At 64.3% G+C, this 18,446-nt stretch carries 18 protein-coding genes; 8 read left to right on the top strand and 10 right to left on the bottom strand.

Annotation, left to right across the window (positions count from 1 at the left end; translation table 11 throughout):
• Positions 1 to 2: 2 nt before the first annotated feature.
• From C0J29_RS30875 to C0J29_RS30865, 3 genes are all read right to left on the bottom strand, one after another.
• On the bottom strand, positions 3 to 233 hold the full coding sequence (locus C0J29_RS30875; protein ID WP_084023467.1) for a ferredoxin: 231 nt from the start codon (positions 231 to 233) through the stop codon (positions 3 to 5).
• A 97-nt stretch (positions 234 to 330) separates the two neighbouring features.
• Complete coding sequence (locus tag C0J29_RS30870) at positions 331 to 969, bottom strand: TetR/AcrR family transcriptional regulator (RefSeq protein WP_084023466.1); 639 nt, start codon at positions 967 to 969, stop codon at positions 331 to 333.
• A 19-nt stretch (positions 970 to 988) separates the two neighbouring features.
• Positions 989 to 2,143, bottom strand: a complete 1,155-nt coding sequence (locus C0J29_RS30865; RefSeq protein ID WP_084023465.1) for an acyl-CoA dehydrogenase family protein — start codon at positions 2,141 to 2,143, stop codon at positions 989 to 991.
• 142 nt (positions 2,144 to 2,285) lie between these two features.
• Here C0J29_RS30865 and C0J29_RS30860 point away from each other — a divergent pair, with 142 nt between their 5' ends.
• Positions 2,286 to 3,191, top strand: coding sequence for an alpha/beta fold hydrolase (locus tag C0J29_RS30860; protein ID WP_084023464.1), 906 nt, complete (start codon positions 2,286 to 2,288; stop codon positions 3,189 to 3,191).
• A complete protein-coding gene (locus C0J29_RS30855; protein WP_084023463.1) occupies positions 3,188 to 3,988 on the top strand; it encodes an SDR family NAD(P)-dependent oxidoreductase in 801 nt (266 codons plus the stop codon). The genes C0J29_RS30860 and C0J29_RS30855 overlap by 4 nt, the downstream gene beginning before the upstream one ends.
• Before the next feature lie 26 nt (positions 3,989 to 4,014).
• On the opposite strand, the gene C0J29_RS30850 is transcribed toward C0J29_RS30855, so the two are convergent.
• Positions 4,015 to 5,082 (bottom strand): LuxR C-terminal-related transcriptional regulator, encoded by a 1,068-nt coding sequence (locus C0J29_RS30850; protein WP_244218052.1) that lies wholly within the window; start codon positions 5,080 to 5,082, stop codon positions 4,015 to 4,017.
• A gap of 11 nt (positions 5,083 to 5,093) precedes the next feature.
• Positions 5,094 to 6,242: a helix-turn-helix domain-containing protein gene (locus tag C0J29_RS30845; RefSeq protein ID WP_084023526.1), complete on the bottom strand. Its 1,149-nt coding sequence runs from the start codon at positions 6,240 to 6,242 to the stop codon at positions 5,094 to 5,096.
• A 213-nt stretch (positions 6,243 to 6,455) separates the two neighbouring features.
• Here C0J29_RS30845 and C0J29_RS30840 point away from each other — a divergent pair, with 213 nt between their 5' ends.
• From C0J29_RS30840 to C0J29_RS30815, 6 genes are all read left to right on the top strand, one after another.
• A complete protein-coding gene (locus C0J29_RS30840) occupies positions 6,456 to 7,436 on the top strand; it encodes a quinone oxidoreductase family protein (protein ID WP_084023525.1) in 981 nt (326 codons plus the stop codon).
• Positions 7,437 to 7,445: 9 nt separating this feature from the next.
• On the top strand, positions 7,446 to 8,249 hold the full coding sequence (locus tag C0J29_RS30835; RefSeq protein WP_084023461.1) for an enoyl-CoA hydratase/isomerase family protein: 804 nt from the start codon (positions 7,446 to 7,448) through the stop codon (positions 8,247 to 8,249).
• Positions 8,250 to 8,357: 108 nt separating this feature from the next.
• Entirely contained in the window at positions 8,358 to 10,058 is a 1,701-nt protein-coding gene (locus tag C0J29_RS30830) for an AMP-binding protein (RefSeq protein ID WP_120795092.1), read from the top strand.
• On the top strand, positions 10,058 to 11,251 hold the full coding sequence (locus C0J29_RS30825; RefSeq protein WP_084023459.1) for an acyl-CoA dehydrogenase family protein: 1,194 nt from the start codon (positions 10,058 to 10,060) through the stop codon (positions 11,249 to 11,251). The genes C0J29_RS30830 and C0J29_RS30825 overlap by 1 nt, the downstream gene beginning before the upstream one ends.
• 24 nt (positions 11,252 to 11,275) lie before the next feature.
• Positions 11,276 to 12,022, top strand: coding sequence for a CoA transferase subunit A (locus C0J29_RS30820; RefSeq protein ID WP_084023458.1), 747 nt, complete (start codon positions 11,276 to 11,278; stop codon positions 12,020 to 12,022).
• A complete protein-coding gene (locus C0J29_RS30815; RefSeq protein ID WP_084023457.1) occupies positions 12,019 to 12,669 on the top strand; it encodes a 3-oxoacid CoA-transferase subunit B in 651 nt (216 codons plus the stop codon). The genes C0J29_RS30820 and C0J29_RS30815 overlap by 4 nt, the downstream gene beginning before the upstream one ends.
• A gap of 11 nt (positions 12,670 to 12,680) precedes the next feature.
• Here C0J29_RS30815 and C0J29_RS30810 read toward each other — a convergent pair whose 3' ends face one another.
• The 5 genes from C0J29_RS30810 to C0J29_RS30790 all read right to left on the bottom strand — a co-directional run bounded on the left by C0J29_RS30810 (position 12,681) and on the right by C0J29_RS30790 (position 18,360).
• Positions 12,681 to 13,451 carry a FadR/GntR family transcriptional regulator gene (locus tag C0J29_RS30810; protein WP_084023456.1) on the bottom strand — a complete coding sequence of 257 codons (771 nt, stop codon included), beginning with the start codon at positions 13,449 to 13,451 and terminating at the stop codon, positions 12,681 to 12,683.
• 146 nt (positions 13,452 to 13,597) lie between these two features.
• Complete coding sequence (locus C0J29_RS30805) at positions 13,598 to 14,056, bottom strand: MaoC family dehydratase (protein ID WP_084023455.1); 459 nt, start codon at positions 14,054 to 14,056, stop codon at positions 13,598 to 13,600.
• 23 nt (positions 14,057 to 14,079) lie between these two features.
• Positions 14,080 to 14,874, bottom strand: a complete 795-nt coding sequence (locus C0J29_RS30800) for an enoyl-CoA hydratase-related protein (RefSeq protein WP_084023454.1) — start codon at positions 14,872 to 14,874, stop codon at positions 14,080 to 14,082.
• A 109-nt stretch (positions 14,875 to 14,983) separates the two neighbouring features.
• Positions 14,984 to 16,891, bottom strand: coding sequence for a 1-acyl-sn-glycerol-3-phosphate acyltransferase (locus C0J29_RS30795; RefSeq protein WP_084023453.1), 1,908 nt, complete (start codon positions 16,889 to 16,891; stop codon positions 14,984 to 14,986).
• Positions 16,843 to 18,360 carry an HAD-IB family hydrolase gene (locus tag C0J29_RS30790; protein ID WP_084023452.1) on the bottom strand — a complete coding sequence of 506 codons (1,518 nt, stop codon included), beginning with the start codon at positions 18,358 to 18,360 and terminating at the stop codon, positions 16,843 to 16,845. Before C0J29_RS30790 ends, C0J29_RS30795 begins: the two co-directional genes overlap by 49 nt.
• Between the last annotated feature and the right edge of the window lie 86 nt (positions 18,361 to 18,446).

Below are 18,446 nucleotides of genomic sequence, written 5' to 3'. Positions count from 1 at the left end.
CATCACCGTGAGTTATCGCTGGACGTCGCGTCGTCGACGATCCGGATGGACTGCGTCGGGCAGCTCATCGCGGCTTCCTCCATCTCGGCGCTCCGGGAAGCGTCGACCACGTCAGCCTGTGGAGTCATCAGCCCGTCGTCGTCGATCTTGAACACGTCGGGTGAGTGCATCTCACACAGTCCGATCCCAGCGCAGGTCGACCGGTTGAAGACGATCCGTCCGCGGCCGGTCATCGCGGGATCCTCGACGCCGTGGTCACGCTCGGCATGCCGCGGATGAATCCGTGCATAACTTCGACTCCTCTTTGTAGCAACCCATCTGATAGATCAGCTATCTGCCGTTGCGCCGGGCGGGTGCATAAAGCGAGTTCCACACAATGCCGGCGTACGCCTCTGCCAACCGCTTCTGGCTCGATTCCGACTCTGTGCGCAACATCCGGTGCAGGCCACGTTCGGCCATCCATTGCAGCCAATACGCGGTTTCTGCGGCGGGCAACGACCGGTCGATGAACCCGCCGGCCTGCCCCGCTTCAATGTGCGTCCGCAGCCCGTCGATGTAACGGCGCATTGCGTCGTCGACCGCCTCGCGCACCCCATGATCGTTGCCGATAGTTTCGTGAGTGGCGGCAAGCAACTCGGGGTGAGCACGGTAGGCGTCCATGATCCGTTCCAAAGCAGCGCGCACGTCCTCCTTGGTCGCGGTGCCGTCCAGCGACCACCAAGCCTGCACCGCGCCAAGAACCACCTGCGTGAACTCGTCGTACCAAATGCGTAGCAAGGTGAACTTGTCGACGAAGTAGGCGTAGAAGGTCGAACGCGAGATCCCGGCCTCGGCGACCACGTCGGCGACATTGATCTCTGCGAACGTCTTGCCTGACTGCAGCTGCTGCTCCACGATCGACAACACCTGCCCGCGGAGCTGATCACGACGCGCCTGGCCCTGTTTCTGGGCGGTTCTCGTGGTTGTCATGCCTCACGCTACGTCTGGGTCAGAATGATGTGCTCTTGCGGGCCAGGATGTCCTTCGCGATCACGCGTTTTTGTATCTCCGCTGTTCCGTCGGCGACAAGGTACGCCATCACGTCGCGAAAGCGTTGCTGCAGCGGGAATTCGGTGGCATAACCGAGATTGCCGTGGATTCTCATCGCGGCTTCGATGGCGTCCTTGGCGACCGCGGGTGGCCACCACTTGCCCATCGAGGCGAGTGCGGTGTGTGGCTTGCCCTCTTGGCGAAGCCAGAGCGCGCGATAGCACAGCCAGCGGGCGGCCTCGAGGTAGGTAGCGTGCTCGGCGAGCAGGAACGAAACCCCTTGGTTGTCGGCAATGGGTTTACCGAACGCGTGCCGCTGAGTCGCGTAGACGGCGGCTTCGTCGAGGCTGGCCTGGGCGGCGCCGAGGCACAACAATCCGAGCGCGGCGCGGCTGAAGTCGAAGTGACTCATCACGGCGTGGAATCCACGTCCGGGTTCGCCGATCAGATGTGACGCCGGGACGAACACGTCGTCAAGATGAATCGAGCCCCACCCCAGCGGCAGGCACCCCATGCCACGCATGTGGTGCACGCTGACCTTGTCCGCGTCGAGGGGTACCAGGTAGCAGCTCACGCCCCTGGCGCCAGTGGTGCCTGGCTCACGTGCGTAGACCAGCGCGGCGGAAGAGTGCATGGCCCAGGAGATCGCGGTCTTCTCCCCGCTCAGCGTCCATCCGCCCTTGACCGGTCTCGCCACGGTGGTCATTCCGCCGGCGTCGGAGCCCGAGCCGGGTTCGGTCAGCGCGATCGCGACGTTTTCCCGGCCCTCGATCATCGCCGGCAGATAGCGCTGTTGGACTTCTTCGGTCCCATGCATCAGCTGCGAGCCGATCAGGCCGACCTGCACCGGCGCGGATGCAAGGTTCACATCTCCGTAGGCAAGCGTCTCGGTGGCCAGTCCGAGCGTCACCGGGTCCTCGGCTCCGGTGCCGCCGTATTCCTCCGGCAGCCCGATCCCCAGCACGCCGAGCTCGCCGAGCTGGCGCAGGATGTCGAACGGAAACTCGGTGGACGCGGCACGGTCACGGTAGCCGGGGAGCAGGACTTTGCGGGAGAAGTCGGTGAGGGTCTTCTGAAATGCGACCTGATCAGGGGTGAATTCGAACGAAATCATGCTGATGGCTCTCTGCGGTGTGACAGGGACGATGCACTATATGAACATATGTCTGGACGTATGTCCAGACATATGTCGTGGAACCCGATGCCAGGAAGTCCGGGCTTGACTCATTCGGTCTGACCATTTTAATGTTCTGGACATGGCAACGGCTCCGGACGCGTTCGGCTACCAGGCCGCAGACGGCAGGCGGCTCGCCGGTTTTCGCTGGACATCCGATGACGGAAAGACGGCCTCCGGTGTCGTCGTGCTCGTGCACGGCATGGGCGAGCACTTGCGCCGATACGACCACGTCGCCGACGCGCTGACAGCTCACGGTTATGTGGTGTACGGGCACGACCACCGCGGTCACGGCGCTTCCCTGTCCGACGGTGACGAGCCCGGCCGACTCGGGGACCATGGCTGGTCCGCACTGGTCGACGATTTGAATTTGGTTATCGCCCAAGCGAAATCAGACCATCCTGGACTGCCAGTCGTGCTGGTCGCCCACAGCATGGGTTCGTTTGCGACGCAACAGTATCTGCTGGATCACGGCAGCGACGTCGACGCGGTCGCCCTCACCGGCACGGCCGCCCTCGACCTTCTGGAACCGGCTCTGGACCTGTCCAGCGACCTGGACCTGTCCGCCTTCAATGCCCCCTTCCGCCCGGCGCGCACCGATTTCGATTGGCTTACGCGCGAGGAATCGGTCGTCGACGCGTACATCGCCGATCAGCTCTGCGGATTCGGCATCGACGCTGAATCGGTCGCAGAGATGTTCATCGGTGCCCGGCGCCTCGCCGAGTCCGCCGAGGTGGCACTCATGCCCCACGACCTACCGATGTACCTGGCGGTCGGGTCCAAGGACCCCGTCAACGGCGAGCTTTCCCTGTTCTGGCCGCTGGTCGATCGCTACCGCGAAGCCGGCCTCAACGACGTGACCGTTCGCATATACGACGACGGCCGACATGAGATTCTCAACGAGATCAACCGCGCTGACGTGATCGAGGACCTCATCCAGTGGTTACAGCGGGTATCAGCGCGACCCGCGGCAAGGACGAGACCATGACCGACGACACGACGGCTGACCGACCCGAGCCGAAAGACCTCAGCGCATGCTCGGCGCTGATAGTAGGTGGCACCGCCGGCATCGGACTTGCCTCCGCCCGCGCCCTGGCCACCGCCGGCGTACCCCGCATCGCGGTCGTCGGCCGCAACGCCGAACGCGGCCGGCTGGCCGCAAAGTCGATCGCCGAAATCGGTGCCGCCGCACACTTTATCGCCGGCGACGCCGTCGACCCGGACGCCGCCACCGCTATCGCGGCCGAGGCGGAACAGACCTTGTCCGGAGTCGACATCCTGATGTGCACCACTGCCGCAGATGTCCGGCCCGAACTGTTCATCAACATTCCGACGACCGACATCTGCCGCATGTTGACCCAACTGGCGCTGCCGTCGATGCACATGGCCGGTGCGGTGCTACCTGGTATGCGCAGCCGCAGATTCGGCGTCATCGCGAACGTGGCGTCCGACGCGGCAAAGACCGCTACGCCGGGAGAAGCGGTCATCGGTGCCGCCAAGGCCGCAATCGTGATGTTCACCCGAACCATCGCCATCGAAGAGAAGCGCTACGGCATCCGGGCCAACGCACTGACGCCGTCACTGGTGCACGGCACCGCTTCGACCGAACGCATCACGACCGAAGGGTTCAGCGCTAAATTGTTTGCCCGTGCGGCAAAACAGGCTGAGCTCGGCGTGCCGACCGCCGATGACATAGCCGCCCTGACGGTGTTCTTGTGCAGCCCGGCAGCCGCGCGGTTAACCGGTCAGGCGATCAGCGTGAACGGCGGGATCTCCGCGGCGTGACATGCCAGCGTCAAAAAGCCTGAAGGTCAACGCAATACGTTGTGTCGCCCAGGCCTGGTTCTGGCCTCCATGTAGAGGGCGATCGCCTCTGAGCGATTGATGGCGCCGATTTTCCGTAGAATTCGCTTCACGTGCGTCTTGACCGTCTCGACGGTGATCACGAGTTCCTCCGCGATCTCGGCATTCGCGGAACCCAGGACCAGCCTCTCGAACACCTGCCGTTCACGTTCCGAAAGCGTCGCCGCCAGCGCGGAATCCGGCGCTATGGTCGGCGGCTCGACACGATTGTCGTGTTCGACGTCCAGACTGATGGCCGCCGCGGCGATGCGGTCCGTTTCATCGGTCAACCGCGCTGCCGCGCGGGCGATCGAGGTCCGCTGGTGCTGCACCCGTTCGGTATTCGCCATTCGCTCGTGCAGCGCCGAATAGGCGGCGGCGAATGTACCGAGGACGTCGACGTCACAGACGGAGACGTCCTCGCTGCCCCGGCTCACGTGCAGCAGTGCGATCACCTGTGATTCGGCGATCACCGGAGCTACGAGATAGTGCGAGGAGCCCAGCAGTTCCCGATAGCCGGGTGTCGCGGGTACGTCGACCTCATTCGTTCGAATGGTGTTGCGCAAGCGAATACAGTCCCGCTCGGCCACGCAGCCGCGACGCGGGACAACGGTGGGGCCGCCGACGCCGTGGCCCGACTCTTCGACAACGAAGCCGTCGTCGAGCACCAGCGACAGCATTGCGTAGTCGAATCCGAGCGCGTCACACAGTTCAGTGCAGGCTTGCCGGGCCAGTCCTTGCAGTGAGCCGGCCTTCTTCATGCGGCGAATACCGTCGGTCAAAGACCGCATCACGTCGAGGTGATTCCCGGCTCTCATCTCGCGCGCTTCCACTTGCGCCCGAAGGAATTCAATCAACGTACTGCGCCCGAACGGTGACGCGGCGTCATCGCGGATGGCGCGTTCGCCGACCAGCAGTTGATCAGTAGTTGCCGCCGTCATCGTGATGGCCTCATCGAGGTTTGCCGCATCGCTCGATCGCAGCGCACCTGAAGCGCCACAAAGCTGTTCGTTCAGATGATTGAGCCGGCCCACCATCTCGCGGGTGTTCATCTCGAGTTACCCGGTTGCGAAGTGGCGATGCCGGCAAAGACGGCGACGGCCGCCGCCCTGCTGGACGTATGGAGCTTTCGGGCAATGTGTTTGAGGTGAGACTTGACCGTTCCTTCCGAGATCACCAGGCACCGCGCAATCTGGCTGTTGGTGGCCCCGGTCGCAACATAGGACATGATTTCCCGTTCCCGGGCGGTTAATGACGGGACCGCAGGTTCATTGCTGTGATGGTGAGCGTTGGGTCGCTGCCCGGAGGTCGACCCGGGCATCGACCACGTCGATCGTGCTGAGCGCCCGAGTAATTCGTCGACGTCCGCGCACAGATTGCCGACCGCGACGCGCTGCTGCTCTGCCTTCTCGTGCAGGACCGCGCTCTCGAACGTCGCGGCCAGGCACTCAGCGAAGGCCTCGAGCTGGTCGAGATGATCCATCGTCACCATCCCGTCGGGTTCGGGGCGGTCGGCGTGCAGCATCCCAATTGCCCTGCCCTGGACGATGATGGGTGCCGCAATGTAGCCGAAACAGCCGGACACGTCCACGATTTGCTTGAAGGTGCGTTTGTCGTCTCTCGGACACCGCACGAGAGCCCCGCACCGTTTGCGGATGAGTTCTGTCTCGAGTGGAGCATCCACCAGTTGGATCTGCGCTCCGGCTACAAATTCGTGGAACGGACGCGAGTAGAGGTCAATCCGTTCCTCCGCGATGTGCAAGTGGCGCGGCAACCAGACTGAACCCCGCACGGTCGAAATCATCGTCCGCGCGAAGCCGAACTCACGGCTCAATACCGCAGGGGCCGCGTCGATAATCTCGCGAGGCGACAGGCCATGCAGGTGTCCCAGGGCGTTACGGATCGCGGTCAGATCCTTCGCCCGTCGGCACAGAGCGTCGTCGAGGAGGTCGCAGTGCAGCCTCAGGATCGAAACCAACAGTTCGGCACTTGCCGATTCGTCTGTCGGACCGGGTGGCGACGCCAGCCGTTGCTCGAGGCGGCGCCGCAGATCGTCTAATTGACTGCTCACCGCTCCGCCGGGCCGTTCAGCAGGCGTCAAACCGAGATGCTCGGTGGCGGCGGCAACGGCTGCCTCGGCACGCTCGACGAGGGTCCAGTCGTTGCTCTTCGTGGCCGTGGCCGCTTGCTTGACCATCACCGCTCCTCTCTCCCACCGAATTTTGGTTCACCGTATACTACGGTCTTACCATTGAACCAAAAGTCTAGCCTTGTGTGAGGTGAGTCACAACCAGTTAGCAAACTCCGACGCAGGCGTTAATTGTTCAGGCTTCCAGCCACCCGACTCGGCGGCGCCGCTTGTGCGCCGCGCGTACGCAATGGTCTAATGGTCAGTCCAAAGGAGGTGGACATGCACGCGATCGTCATGCAGGAGTTCGGTAGCCCCGCGGTGTTGCGACCGGACGAATTTCCCGACCCGCCCGCACGCCCGGGCTGGGTGACGGTCGCCCTGCGCGCCAGCGCCCTGAACTGGCACGATGTTCTCGTACGCCAAGGCCGCTACGGTTCTCCGCTGCCGCACATCATCGGTGCCGACGGCGCCGGCGTGCGCACCGACACGGGCGAAGAAGTAGTAGTGCTGCCATCACTGAACTGGGGCGCCCGCGACGACGCACCCGCTAACGGGTGGGAAATCCTGGGCGACCACACCCTTGGTACCTACGCCGAATTGGTCAGCGTGCCGGCCGACTGCCTGGCCGCCAAGCCCGCCGGGCTCAGCTGGGCGGAGGCTGCCGCCCTTCCGCTGGTGGGGGTGACGACATACCGGGCGCTGTTCACCCGCGGACGGCTGCGCTCGGGTGAGTCGATGCTGGTAGTCGGCGCCGGCGGCGGGATCGCCACCATGACGATCGCGTTGGCGGTCGCCGCCGGAGCCAGCATCACGGTGACCTCCTCCTCGGCGGAAACGATCGAGCGGGCCGTTTCCGCGGGCGCCCAAGGCGGCGTGCTGCACAGCGAATCGGATTGGCCCGAGCAAGCCCGCGCGATGTCACCCGGTGACGGCGGCTTCGACCTGGTTCTCGACCCGGTCGGTCGCTGGAACGAGTCCGTGCGTGCGCTGCGGCCCGGTGGGCGACTCGTCGTGCTTGGCGCCAATGCCGCACAGACCGCGCCGATGGACGTCCGCAGTTTCTATTTCGGACAATTTGACCTGCTCGGAACAACGATGGGCAGCAGCAGAGACTTCGCCGGCCTGCTCGACATGTTCGAGCGCTGCTCGGTGCGTGCGCCGGTGATCGACCGCGAGTTCCCCCTCGATCGGGCTGCCGAAGCACACGAACATCTCGAGCGTGACCGCACTTTCGGCAAGTGCGTACTGATGCACGGCTAGAAGCCGATCATGAGCCAAACCCGCGAATTGGTCACCTACCGACTCGAGCCCGTTAGCGATGGGGCCCTCGCCGTCTATCTGACGCTGAACGATCCCGAGCGGCGCAACGCGCTCTCCGATGCACTGCTGGATCGGCTCACCGCGCTGCTACAACGAGCGGCCGCGGATCCGCGGGTAAGGGTCGTGGTGCTGACGTCGTCGCATCCGAAGGTCTTCTCTTCCGGCGGCAACCTCGACGCGTTCGCCGACGAACGGGCAACGATCGTCAAGTACGCCGGCCTCACGCGGTTCCCCACCCTGTATCGCACCCTGATGGGAATCGACAAGCCGGTCCTCTGTGCAGCGAACGGCGACGTGCTGGCCGGTGCGCTGGGGATCGCGTTGGCTTGTGATCTCGTCATCGCCAAGGAGTCGGTCCGGCTTGGCTGCCCGGAGATAAACGTCGGCGCCTTTCCGTTCATGATCTCGGCGTTGATCTTTCGGGCCACCGGACGACTGGTCGCCAATGAGCTGATGATGACCGGCCGACTGATCAGCGCCACCGAAGCCGCAGCCGCCGGTTTGATCAACAGGGTGGTGCCGGATGCGGAGTTCGACGACGCACTGCGCCAGTGGGTGGATGACATCGCCGCGAAATCACCGTTGTTGCTCGCACTGGGGAAGAAGGCGGTGGCCGCCACCCGCGACCTGCCGCTGGAGTCGGCACTGGACTACCTCCAGGCCCAGCTCGCCCTGGCCTTCACCACCCAGGACTTGGCCGAAGGTGTTAAAGCGTTCAAAGAGAAGCGTTCCCCGCAGTGGCGCAACGAATGAACCCCAGCCCGCGGCATATTGCCGTTTCGGTCTGACCATTCTACAATTCGGAGGATTAGAGCCTTCGGCGCGGCCGGAGCGCTTCACCCGCGACCGAGGACAGCGCAAATGAAGCCCAGCCCGTACACCGCCCGCTACAGCCAGCAGGAGATCGACGAGTACTACGGCGCGGGGCTGTGGTCGACCGAGACATTCCATGATCTGCTGGTCCGGCGCGTCGACGAGAACCCCGACAAGGTGTTCGCGACGGACGGAACGCGCTCGCTGACATTCCGGCAACTCTTCGAAAGTGCCCAGCGGCTCGCCGTTGGGCTTCATCGACACGGCTTGCGGGCCGGCGACACCGTTGCGGTGCAGCTCCCGAGCTGGGTCGAGTTCATTCAGGTGCTTGCCGCGACCTCGCGACTCGGCGTCATCGCGGTGCCCATCATGCCGATCTACCGACGCGAAGAAGTCGGATATGTACTGTCCAATGCCGCAATACGGGCAGTGTTCACACCGGCAACGTTCAAGAAGTTCGGCTATCTGGACATGTATCTCGACCTGCGCCGTGATCATCCCGACCTGACGATCATCGTCGCCCGCCCCGACGCCGCCGCCGAAGCGATCGCCGGCGTCGACACCGGTGTGTTCACCATGCACGAACTGGAGGCCGATACCGACAGCACCAGTGCTCGAGAGGAATTGGGTGCTCCGCCCGGTCCAGACGATCCGTTCGTCATCGTCTACACCTCCGGAACCACATCGCGTTCGAAAGGATGCGTGCACACGTTCAACACCTACTGTTCTGGCTCGCGTGCGCTGATCGCGCCGTTCGGTTACTCCGAGACCGATGTTCAGTTCGGCCCCTCCCCCGTGGCCCACACCACGGGGCTGGTCACCAGCGTCCTGCTGCCCATGCTGACCAGCGCGGCAACGCATTTGATGGCCGAGTGGGATCCGGCCCGCGGCATTGACGAGATTCAGCGATTCGGCTGCACCGCGGCGGTGACGGCGCCGACGTTCCTGCACAGTCTGCTGGCCGAATACGACCCTGACCGCCACGACCTTTCCACGTTGCGGTTGTGGACGTGTGCGGGCGCACCCATCCCAGGCGCAATCGTCAAGCAGGCGAGCGCCACGCTACCCGACCTCAGGGTGCTCAGCCTCTACGGTCGCAGCGAAAACCTGGTTACCACAACGTGTTCGGTCACCGACGATGCATCACGCGCCCTCACCTCAGACGGCTCGGCGGTCCCCGGGTCCGATGTCAAGATCGTCGACGACAACGGGAACGAAGTGCCGCGCGGTACCGAGGGCGACATCGCCTACCGCGGCCCCGCCCACATGATCGAGTACCTCGCGAATCCCGAGGAGACGGCAGCCCTTTTCACACCCGAGGGCTTTTCCAGATCGGGCGATCTGGGGAAGATGACCGATGACGGATACGTGCGGGTAACGGGCAGGACCAAAGACATCGTCATCCGTGGCGGGATGAACATCAGTGTCCGCGAGATCGAGGAGCACCTGGCTCATCACCCTGCGTTGAAAGCGTTCTCGGTGGTGGGCATGCCCGACGAGCGCCTCGGTGAGCGGGTGTGCTGCTACGTCGTCGCCAAGCCGGGACATCACGCTCCGGCCGTCGGCGAATTGCGCGAGTTTCTGCTCAAAGAAGGCATGCCGATCCAGAAGACGCCTGAGCGCGTCGTCGTCGTCGATGCGCTACCGATGACCGCAACCGGCAAGGTTCTCAAACACGAGTTGCGCAAAGACATCGAACAACGCCTCGACGAGGAAGCCCGGACCAGCGAAACTGCGGGCGCAAGCTGATGGAGCTCAAAGATCGGCCCGACGAGGCTGAGTTTCGCGAAACGGCGCGGGCGTGGCTGCTGGACACGTTGCCGCGACTCGGCGGACCGGAGCCGCCGCATCTCGAGGACAAGCTCGACTACTGGCGAACCTGGCAGCGGCTGCTCTATGACGCCGGTTATGCGGGCCTGTCATGGCCCAAGGAGTACGGCGGCGGTGGCGCGGACGCCAAGCTGCGGGCGATTTTCAACGAGGAACTCGATCGCGCCGGCGCACCCGAGCGGCTCAACATCATCGGCGAGGACTTCGCGGGGCCCACGGTCATCGAATTCGGCACCCCCGCTCAGCAAGAGCGTTATCTGCGACCGATCCTCACCGGCGAGGAGATCTGGTGCCAGTTGTTTTCCGAGCCGGAGGCGGGCTCGGATCTGGCCTCCTTGCGTACCTCCGCCACCAAGGTGGACGGCGGCTGGCGCATCCAGGGCCAGAAGATCTGGACCAGCCGCGCCCAGCTGGCCGCGCACGCAATCCTGTTGGCCCGCACCGGCGGTGGACCCCGCCACCGGGGAATAACGTATTTCCTACTGGCCATGGACAGCCCCGGCGTGCAGGTCCGACCGCTGGCACACATGCTTGGTGAGGCCGAATTCAACGAGGTGTTCCTCGACGGTGTGTTCATCCCCGACGAGTGCGTGCTCGGCGAAGTAGACGGTGGCTGGCGAGTCGCTATGGGAACCCTGGCTTTCGAGCGGGTCGCAATCGCCACCGGACGCGTCAACACCACCCGCGCCGTAGGCGATCTGATCCACGAGATCGCGGCCCGCACCGGTGACGACGGCAGGCCACTTGGCGCCGACCCGCTGATACGGCAACGGCTCGCCGACCTTTACGGGCGGGCACTCGTGCATTACCTGATCGGGCAGCGAGTGATCACCGGGGCCGCCGGCGAGGGACCGCCCGGTCCGGTGACCTCAATCGGAAAGCTGTACTTCTGTCCGCTGGTGGAAGACATCGCGGACTTCGGGCTGGAGCTCGACGCGATGGGTGGGCAGTTCGCCCTCGCCGAAAAAGGCGGCGCCGGCGCCTCACCGACCGATCAACAGCGGTGGCTGCGGTTGGCGTATCAGGCACGCGGTACCGCCATCGCCGGGGGGTCGACGTTCATCCAGCGCAACATCGTCGCCGAGCGCATTCTCGGCATGCCGAGAGGCTGAGGCCCGAAAAGGAGGCTTGTGACGATGGACAAGGTGGTGGCAACGGCGGCGGAGGCTGTTGCCGACGTGACAGACGGGTCGTCGCTGGCCGTCGGCGGGTTCGGGCTGTGCGGCATCCCCCAGGCGCTGATCGCGGCGCTGCTGGAGCTCGGGGTCGGAGATCTGGAGACGGTTTCGAACAACTTGGGCGTGGATGGGATTGGCTTGGGAGTGTTATTGCAACACAAGCGGATCCGGCGCACTGTCAACTCCTACGTCGGGGAGAACAAGGAATTCGCCCGGCAGTACATGGCCGGTGAGCTTGAACTGGAACTGACCCCGCAGGGCACACTGGCCGAGCGGTTGCGCGCCGGCGGGGCCGGAATCCCGGCCTTCTACACACCGTCGGGGGTCGGGACGCAGGTGGCCGACGGCGGCCTGGCGTGGCGGTACCACCCCGACGGTACGGTGGCGGTTGCCTCGCCGCCGAAAGAAACCCGCGAATTCGACGGCGTCACTTACGTATTGGAACGAGGTCTGCGCACCGACTTCGCGCTGGTGCACGCGTTCAAAGGCGACCGGCACGGCAACCTGGTGTACCACGCGGCGGCCGCCAACTTCAACCCGGACTGTGCTGCAGCGGGCCGGATCACCATCGCGCAGGTGGAGCACCTGGTCGAACCGGGCGAGATCGACCCCGCCCAGGTGCACACCCCGGGGATCTACGTGCACCGGGTGGTGCATGTGCCCAACCCGGTCAAGCCGATCGAAAAGGAGACGGTGCGGCCATGACCGCCAACGGCTGGAGCCGAGACCAACTGGCGGCGCGGGTCGCCGCCGAATTGCATGACGGGCAGTACGTCAACCTGGGTATCGGGTTGCCCACCCTGATCCCGAGCCACATCCCCGCCGACATCACCGTCGTCTTGCATTCGGAAAATGGGATTCTGGGTGTCGGGCCATATCCGCGGCGCGAGGACCTCGACGCCGACCTGATCAATGCCGGCAAGGAGACGGTCACCACGTTGCCGGGCGCGGCGTTCTTCTCCTCATCGGCCTCGTTCGGGGTCATCCGCGGCGGACACCTCGACATCGCGGTGCTCGGCGCCATGCAAGTCTCGGCCGCCGGCGACCTGGCCAACTGGACGATCCCCGGCAAGATGATCAAGGGCATGGGTGGGGCGATGGACCTCGTGCACGGCGTTGAAAAAGTCTTCGTGATGATGGATCACACCGCCAAGGACGGCAGCGCGAAAATCGTCGAGCACTGCACCCTGCCGCTGACCGGTAGGCGCTGCGTAAAGCGGATCTTCACCGATCTCGCCGTCATCGACGTCGCTGAGGACGGTCTGCACCTGATCGAGACCGCACCCGGTGTCAGTGTTGACGAGGTTGTCGCGAAAACCGAACCGCCGCTTGCACTTCCTGCCCGGCCGTGACACCGGCACTCTCAGTCCTCGACGCTGATTGCCTCGCGTTCGTCCATGGCCAGAGCCGCCTTGGCGTAGCTGTGCACGTGGCGGCGCATGCGCCGGCTGGCCGTTTCCGCGTCGCGGCTGCGGATCGCGTTGGTGATCGACCGGTGTGCGCGCGCGGTCACGGCGCGCACGGTGTCGTCGACGAACGCGGCATTTTCGGTGCCGGTGTAGATGGCGTGCGACAACGCAGTCATGAAGCCGATCAACAACTCGTTGTGACCGGCCGTGGCCACACCGACATGCCAGTCGAGATTGGCCTGCAGAAACGCCGCCAGGTCAGCGTTGGGGTCGGCGATGTCGGCGTTCGCCTGGTCCAGCACCGCCAAGTCGTCATCGGTGCGTTTCTGAGCGGCCAGCTCGGCGCAAAACGGCTCTAGAGCTTCGCGCGTCTCCATCAGATCAGCCAGTTTGATCTGCTGTCCGCGGATCATCAACGTCACCGAACTGGCCATCGACTTGGTGGTGGGGCGCTGAACAAACGCGCCCCCGGCGCGACCTGCCCTCACCCGAACCAGGTTCTGTACCTCCAGAATGCGTAACGCTTCCCGCACCGTGGCTCTGCTCATCTGTGTCTGCTTGACGAGTTCGCGCTCGGCGGGAAGCGCGGTTCCCTCGACCAGCTCACCGCTGAGAATGCGCTCGCGCAGTTCACGCGCCAATACATCGGACGCCTTGGGCACATCCACCGGTTTGAGCAAGACGGTCGATCGTGGTGCGGCCTCAGCCGGCTCGACTGGTTCCATCCGCGCTCCCTGCATCTGACTTCTCTTCAGGAATTCGGCCTGACAATAAGACCTAATCAAGGGTCAGTATATTGCCCCGGCCCCGGCAGTGGACGCCTCGGGTGCCATGTCGCGGGGAACTGACCGACGAAACGGACTCGGGCAGATCAGTAGATCATGCGAGCGATGACCTCGGCGACCGCCGCGGGTTTAGTTGAGCCGTCGAGCTCGACGGTCTGCCGCACGGTCAGGTCGACGGTCGTCTCGTCGACCTTCTTGGCTTCCACCAGCTCAGATCGCAGCCGGACCCGGCTGCCCGCCGGAACTGGCGCGAGGAACCGCACCCGGTTGAGCCCATAGTTGATGCCCATCCTCGCGTTGTCGATGCGGTAGTTTTCCTTGCTCAGCGCGGGAATGAGCGACAACGTCAAGAAGCCGTGCGCGATCGTTGCACGAGAGGGACTTTCGATCCGGGCCCGCTCGACGTCGACGTGAATCCACTGCTGATCGCCGGTGACGTCGGCGAACGCATTGATACGTTCTTGATCGACGGTGATCCACTGGGAGACGCCCAGTTCCTGTCCGACGGCCGCAACGGCCTCCTCGATGGAAGAAATGACTCGCACTGCTCACCTGCCAGACGGTGCGCTCAGTTGCCGCGATACGCGGCGAACTCAGGTGCGCGCTTCTCGTTGAAAGCGGTGACACCTTCCTGCGCCTCAGGAGTGTCGCCGAACATCTTCAAACTCGAGTACGCCATCTGGCCCACCGACGCGAATTGTTCGGTGTCGGTGTTGAACGACTGCTTGAGAATCTTCAACGACGTGGGTGACAGCTGCAGGATCTCATCGGCCCAAGCCCGCACCTCGGACTTGAGTTGGTCGGCCGGCACCACCTTGTTGACCAGTCCCCACTCGGCTGCCTGTTGCGCCGAGTACCGGCGGCACAGGAACCAGATCTCGCGGGCGCGCTTCTCCCCGACGATGCGAGCCAGGTAGCCGGTTCCGAATCCGGCGTCAAACGACCCGACCCGTGGGCCGTTCTGGCCGAACACCGCGGTATCCGCGGCGATCGTCAAGTCGCACAGCACGTGGAGGACATGACCGCCGCCGATCGCGAACCCGTTGACCGCGGCAATCACCGGCTTCGGTACGTCGCGGATAACCCGATGGAGCGTATCCACTTCGAACAGACCGGTTTCAGAGGGTCCGTAGTCGCCGGTCTCGGCACGCTGCTTCTGATCTCCGCCGGTGCAAAAGGCCTTCTCCCCGGCACCGGTCAGACATATCGCCCCGACTTCCGAGCTTCCCCAAGCCAACTTGAAAGCCCGGATCAGCTCGTCGAGAGTCCGGGCCCGAAATGCGTTGTACCGCTCGGGCCGATTGATCGTGATCCAGGCGAGGCCGTTGTCGACCTCGTAGGTGATGTCAGTGAACTCGGTCATCTGCTGCCTCTCGTCATCGAAACGCCACCAGTGTGCGGTTTTGATTATGGTCTAACCATATTACCAAAACTATGCCACGCGGCGAAATTTACCTTCTTGGGCGTATGTCTCACGCCGGCAGGACATCCCGTCGTAACAGGGCGAGCTCACCGATCGACTTCTGCAGCTCGTCCAGCTCAGCGACCAGTGCTGCCCGGCGGTCGGCGATCTCTTCTTCTGGAACATCGAGGTCGAACAGACCGCGGTGGCGCGCCATCTTCAACGCAGTGCTGAACATGTCCCCCGACACCGACTCCTCGGTGATGCGATGCTGCAACGACCATTGCCGGCCCAGCCGGAGGCACCTGCTGAGCAGCTCCTGTTCGTCTACCCCGGTACCGGCACCACAGGTGAGCAACTCTTCGGCCACCACCCGGTACGCGTCAACAAATGGTCTGAGCACGAGATGGGCGACCAGCAGGTCACTTTCGTGCAGACTGCGCGCGGCTTCTTCGATATCCAGGGGTGCGCTGGGGTCGTGGCTGCGCCCGGTCATGATCGCGAACTCATTCCACAATTCGTCGGCGAATTCATTGCGGCCGGCGAAGAAAAAGTCGAACTTGAGGAGTTCGCGAACCGCTAACGCCTCTTCCCACCCGGTGCGCTTGGTGGCGCCCGGTTTGCGCACGATCGCCAGCAAGGCCAGTTCGGCAATCGCTCTCATCACCAGAACATGAATTGCGCTGTTGCGGTAGACCGCAACGATCAGATGCTGGTCGTCGCCGATCCCCCACACCGTCGTCGGCCCCTCGGCGTAGCAGGTCAATACACCGGAGCCGACCAAGTCGTGCAGCGTTTGCGACACCGTGGCGCGATCGGTCAGATCGGCACCCCCCGCGACGGGCCAACCACGGATCCGCAAGTAACGGGCCAGCGGTGCGACGGTGGCGCACACCTCGTCGAGGGTCAGGGCACGGTCTTCGCCGAGCATCGCGACGCATACGGCGGCCGTTGCAGACACCGGCGTGACCTGGTTGAGTCGGTGGCAGATGTCCAGCGCGATGCGTTCGACCACCTGCCGGTCGGTCAAGCCGTCGGCGCGCAACGCGACTATCCGCTCGTGCAGCGGCACCGGCGAGCCGAAATTGATGTAGATGCGTCCCAGACGATGCCGCAGGCCGCGAGCGTAACTGAACAGCCAGCGCGCGTTCTCGGGGCTCTTGGGAAGGCCCCGCGACTCCGAAACCATCAGTTTGACCTCGTGCAGCGGCAACTGGTCAAAGAGGATCGAAACCGGCACCGCGAGGGTCTGCTCTGACCCCACGGATTCGACCGCGTCGGTCACGTAGCGCAATAACCCGTATCTCGGCGGCCGCAACTTGCCGGTGCGTGACCGGCCGCCCTCGATCGACCACACCAGGTTGCGTCCGCTGGCCACCATCTGACCCACCAGCGCGCGCAGCGCCAACCGGTACACCGGCACATCACCCGTCGCGCGCCGCACCGGGATGAACCCGTTACGCCGGGCCAGTGTGCCCAGCGGAAAGAAGTTGAGGTTTGCGCCGGCCAGTCCGAATGTCGGCGAAATGCCCTCCTGGGTAAGGCGGGGCGGGAACGAGAACTGATCCAGGTAGGAGCGGTGCGAGATCAGGAAGATCAATGCGTGATCCCGGTCAAGCGCGCGCAGCTTCGCCAGGTCGTCGTCGTCGATGACGACCTGAAACCCGCGGACCATCCACGCGGACAGCGCTTTCCAGGCACGCACTACGGGAGGGACATGGGATGCCGCCATCTCGCGCACGTAGCCGGCCGCCTCGACCTGCACGTCGGTCACATCGCGCCCCAGCTGCGCCGCCAATTGTGCAGTGGTGCTTTGGAATTCGTCCGATCCCAATACCGCCGCGGCATCCGGCAGGTCGCCCGGCACCGATAGAGCGGTCGCGGACCCGTTCGGTCGCAGCAGCCGTCCAAGACGACCGGGCAGCACCGTCATTTCGGTGCCGCCGTCCGGGACGCCGCTGCGATCGCGGCGGACCACGAAATTCCGGCTTCGGTGCCCGGCCAGTCGTCGAGGGTGTCGATGTACAGCTGGCGCATTCGCGGCACCCACTCATCGAGATCTGCTTTAGTCCAGTCTTGGGTCGGAAGCGGTTCGTGGACAACGACTTCGATCGTGCCTTCCTGGGCGACCTTGGCGTTGCGCCACATGATTTCGCCGGCGTTGCGGATGACGATGGGAATGATCGGAACCCCGGCGTCGCGGGCCATGTGGAAGCCGCCCTTCTTGAACGCCCCGATCTTCGGACTGAACGACCGGGTACCTTCGGGCGAGATCGCGATCGAAACACCCTTGCGCAGCCTGTCCACCGCGGGTTGCAACGCCGACACGGCCTTCGAGGTGTCACTGCGCTCCACGAAGGCGACATCGGCCAGGCTGAACAGCTGCCCAAGCACTGGTATCTGCTTCACCTCGGCCTTGGCCACCACGGTAAAGCCACGCTGCACGACCCGCGAGGTCACCAGTGCATCGATCAGGGTGCTCTGATGGTTGATGAAGAATACGGCGGGGCGCTGCCTGGTGTGCTCCTCGCCGATGACGTCAAAGTGGATGTTGCCGAGTTGACTTGCGAGGCGGCCGAACAGCGACGTCGTCAGATCGACCCCGCCACGGCTGTCGTTCGTCAACAGGCCGAGGATCGTGCCCGCGCCCACCGCCGCGGCGAATCCACCGAACAAGCCAGTCGTCCGGGCCATCGCCAAGGGGTGGAACTGGCTCCGCTTGGTTCGGAACCGGATAATCGGCCAACCGCGTTCACCGGCGTGGCGCGCCAACTCCGAGCCCGGGTTGACCGGGTGCGGGAACCCGACCGCTTCCAGGAACGGCACATCTTCGTTGCCATTGGCGTACGCATGGCAGTTCTTAAGCGGGATGCGTTCGCGTTTGGCGAATTCCCGGACGGCCGCTGCCTTGCCCTCTGCCCACAGCGGGCGTCCGGCTATGCCACCGGTGAGCACCCCGTGTTCGGTTTCCAGCTCGGTGCACAAGATGTGGTCGATGCCCAATTCGCGGGCCATCGGCTCTACCTGCATCCGTGTCGCAGAAGTTGCGATGACGACAGTGTGGCCTTTGTTCTGGTGGGCACGCACCAGTCGCCACGTCCCATGAAAGAGCGCACCGGCAATGTCGTTGGCAAACAATTCTTGCCCGAGCTCCATCAACTCGTCCTCGGTCCGGCCCACCCAGCCGCGGATGCCCTGCAGCATCAGCTCTTTGAAGGCGGCTTCGTCGAGGGGTCCGCCGAGTGCGGCGAGCATGGTGCGCACGAACTCGTCGGGACCCAATTCGAAGTTGCGGGCGCGGTGTGCCATCAGCGCGCCGGCCGAATACCCCTGAATCAGGGTCCCGTCAAAGTCGAAGAACGCGGCCACCTTACGGCCGTCTGGTCCAGCTTTGATATCGGCGATTACCTCCTCGACGGCAATCATCTGCGGTGTGGAACCGGTCATCTCATACTCCGCCTCCGCGCGGACGCATGCACCGCGCCGATCGCTAGTCGACGTTCTGGGGGGACCCGGTCGGACACATCTCCACC

Source organism: Mycobacterium paragordonae, from assembly GCF_003614435.1.
In the GTDB taxonomy this organism is placed as follows: Bacteria; Actinomycetota; Actinomycetes; order Mycobacteriales; family Mycobacteriaceae; genus Mycobacterium; species Mycobacterium paragordonae.
This window is presented reverse-complemented; position numbering and strand designations above follow the sequence as displayed.

What these genes read in the sequence shown, in the direction of transcription:
- C0J29_RS30860 (WP_084023464.1), top strand. Translation starts at nt 2,286, where the DNA reads ATGGCAACGGCTCCGGACGCGTTCGGCTACCAGGCCGCAGACGGCAGG.
- C0J29_RS30820 (WP_084023458.1), top strand. Translation starts at nt 11,276, where the DNA reads ATGGACAAGGTGGTGGCAACGGCGGCGGAGGCTGTTGCCGACGTGACA.
- C0J29_RS30855 (WP_084023463.1), top strand. Translation starts at nt 3,188, where the DNA reads ATGACCGACGACACGACGGCTGACCGACCCGAGCCGAAAGACCTCAGC.
- C0J29_RS30865 (WP_084023465.1), bottom strand. Translation starts at nt 2,143, where the DNA reads ATGATTTCGTTCGAATTCACCCCTGATCAGGTCGCATTTCAGAAGACC.
- C0J29_RS30840 (WP_084023525.1), top strand. Translation starts at nt 6,456, where the DNA reads ATGCACGCGATCGTCATGCAGGAGTTCGGTAGCCCCGCGGTGTTGCGA.
- C0J29_RS30800 (WP_084023454.1), bottom strand. Translation starts at nt 14,874, where the DNA reads ATGACCGAGTTCACTGACATCACCTACGAGGTCGACAACGGCCTCGCC.
- C0J29_RS30850 (WP_244218052.1), bottom strand. Translation starts at nt 5,082, where the DNA reads ATGGTGGGCCGGCTCAATCATCTGAACGAACAGCTTTGTGGCGCTTCA.
- C0J29_RS30830 (WP_120795092.1), top strand. Translation starts at nt 8,358, where the DNA reads ATGAAGCCCAGCCCGTACACCGCCCGCTACAGCCAGCAGGAGATCGAC.
- C0J29_RS30815 (WP_084023457.1), top strand. Translation starts at nt 12,019, where the DNA reads ATGACCGCCAACGGCTGGAGCCGAGACCAACTGGCGGCGCGGGTCGCC.
- C0J29_RS30790 (WP_084023452.1), bottom strand. Translation starts at nt 18,360, where the DNA reads ATGACCGGTTCCACACCGCAGATGATTGCCGTCGAGGAGGTAATCGCC.
- C0J29_RS30835 (WP_084023461.1), top strand. Translation starts at nt 7,446, where the DNA reads ATGAGCCAAACCCGCGAATTGGTCACCTACCGACTCGAGCCCGTTAGC.
- C0J29_RS30810 (WP_084023456.1), bottom strand. Translation starts at nt 13,451, where the DNA reads ATGGAACCAGTCGAGCCGGCTGAGGCCGCACCACGATCGACCGTCTTG.
- C0J29_RS30870 (WP_084023466.1), bottom strand. Translation starts at nt 969, where the DNA reads ATGACAACCACGAGAACCGCCCAGAAACAGGGCCAGGCGCGTCGTGAT.
- C0J29_RS30875 (WP_084023467.1), bottom strand. Translation starts at nt 233, where the DNA reads ATGACCGGCCGCGGACGGATCGTCTTCAACCGGTCGACCTGCGCTGGG.
- C0J29_RS30845 (WP_084023526.1), bottom strand. Translation starts at nt 6,242, where the DNA reads ATGGTCAAGCAAGCGGCCACGGCCACGAAGAGCAACGACTGGACCCTC.
- C0J29_RS30825 (WP_084023459.1), top strand. Translation starts at nt 10,058, where the DNA reads ATGGAGCTCAAAGATCGGCCCGACGAGGCTGAGTTTCGCGAAACGGCG.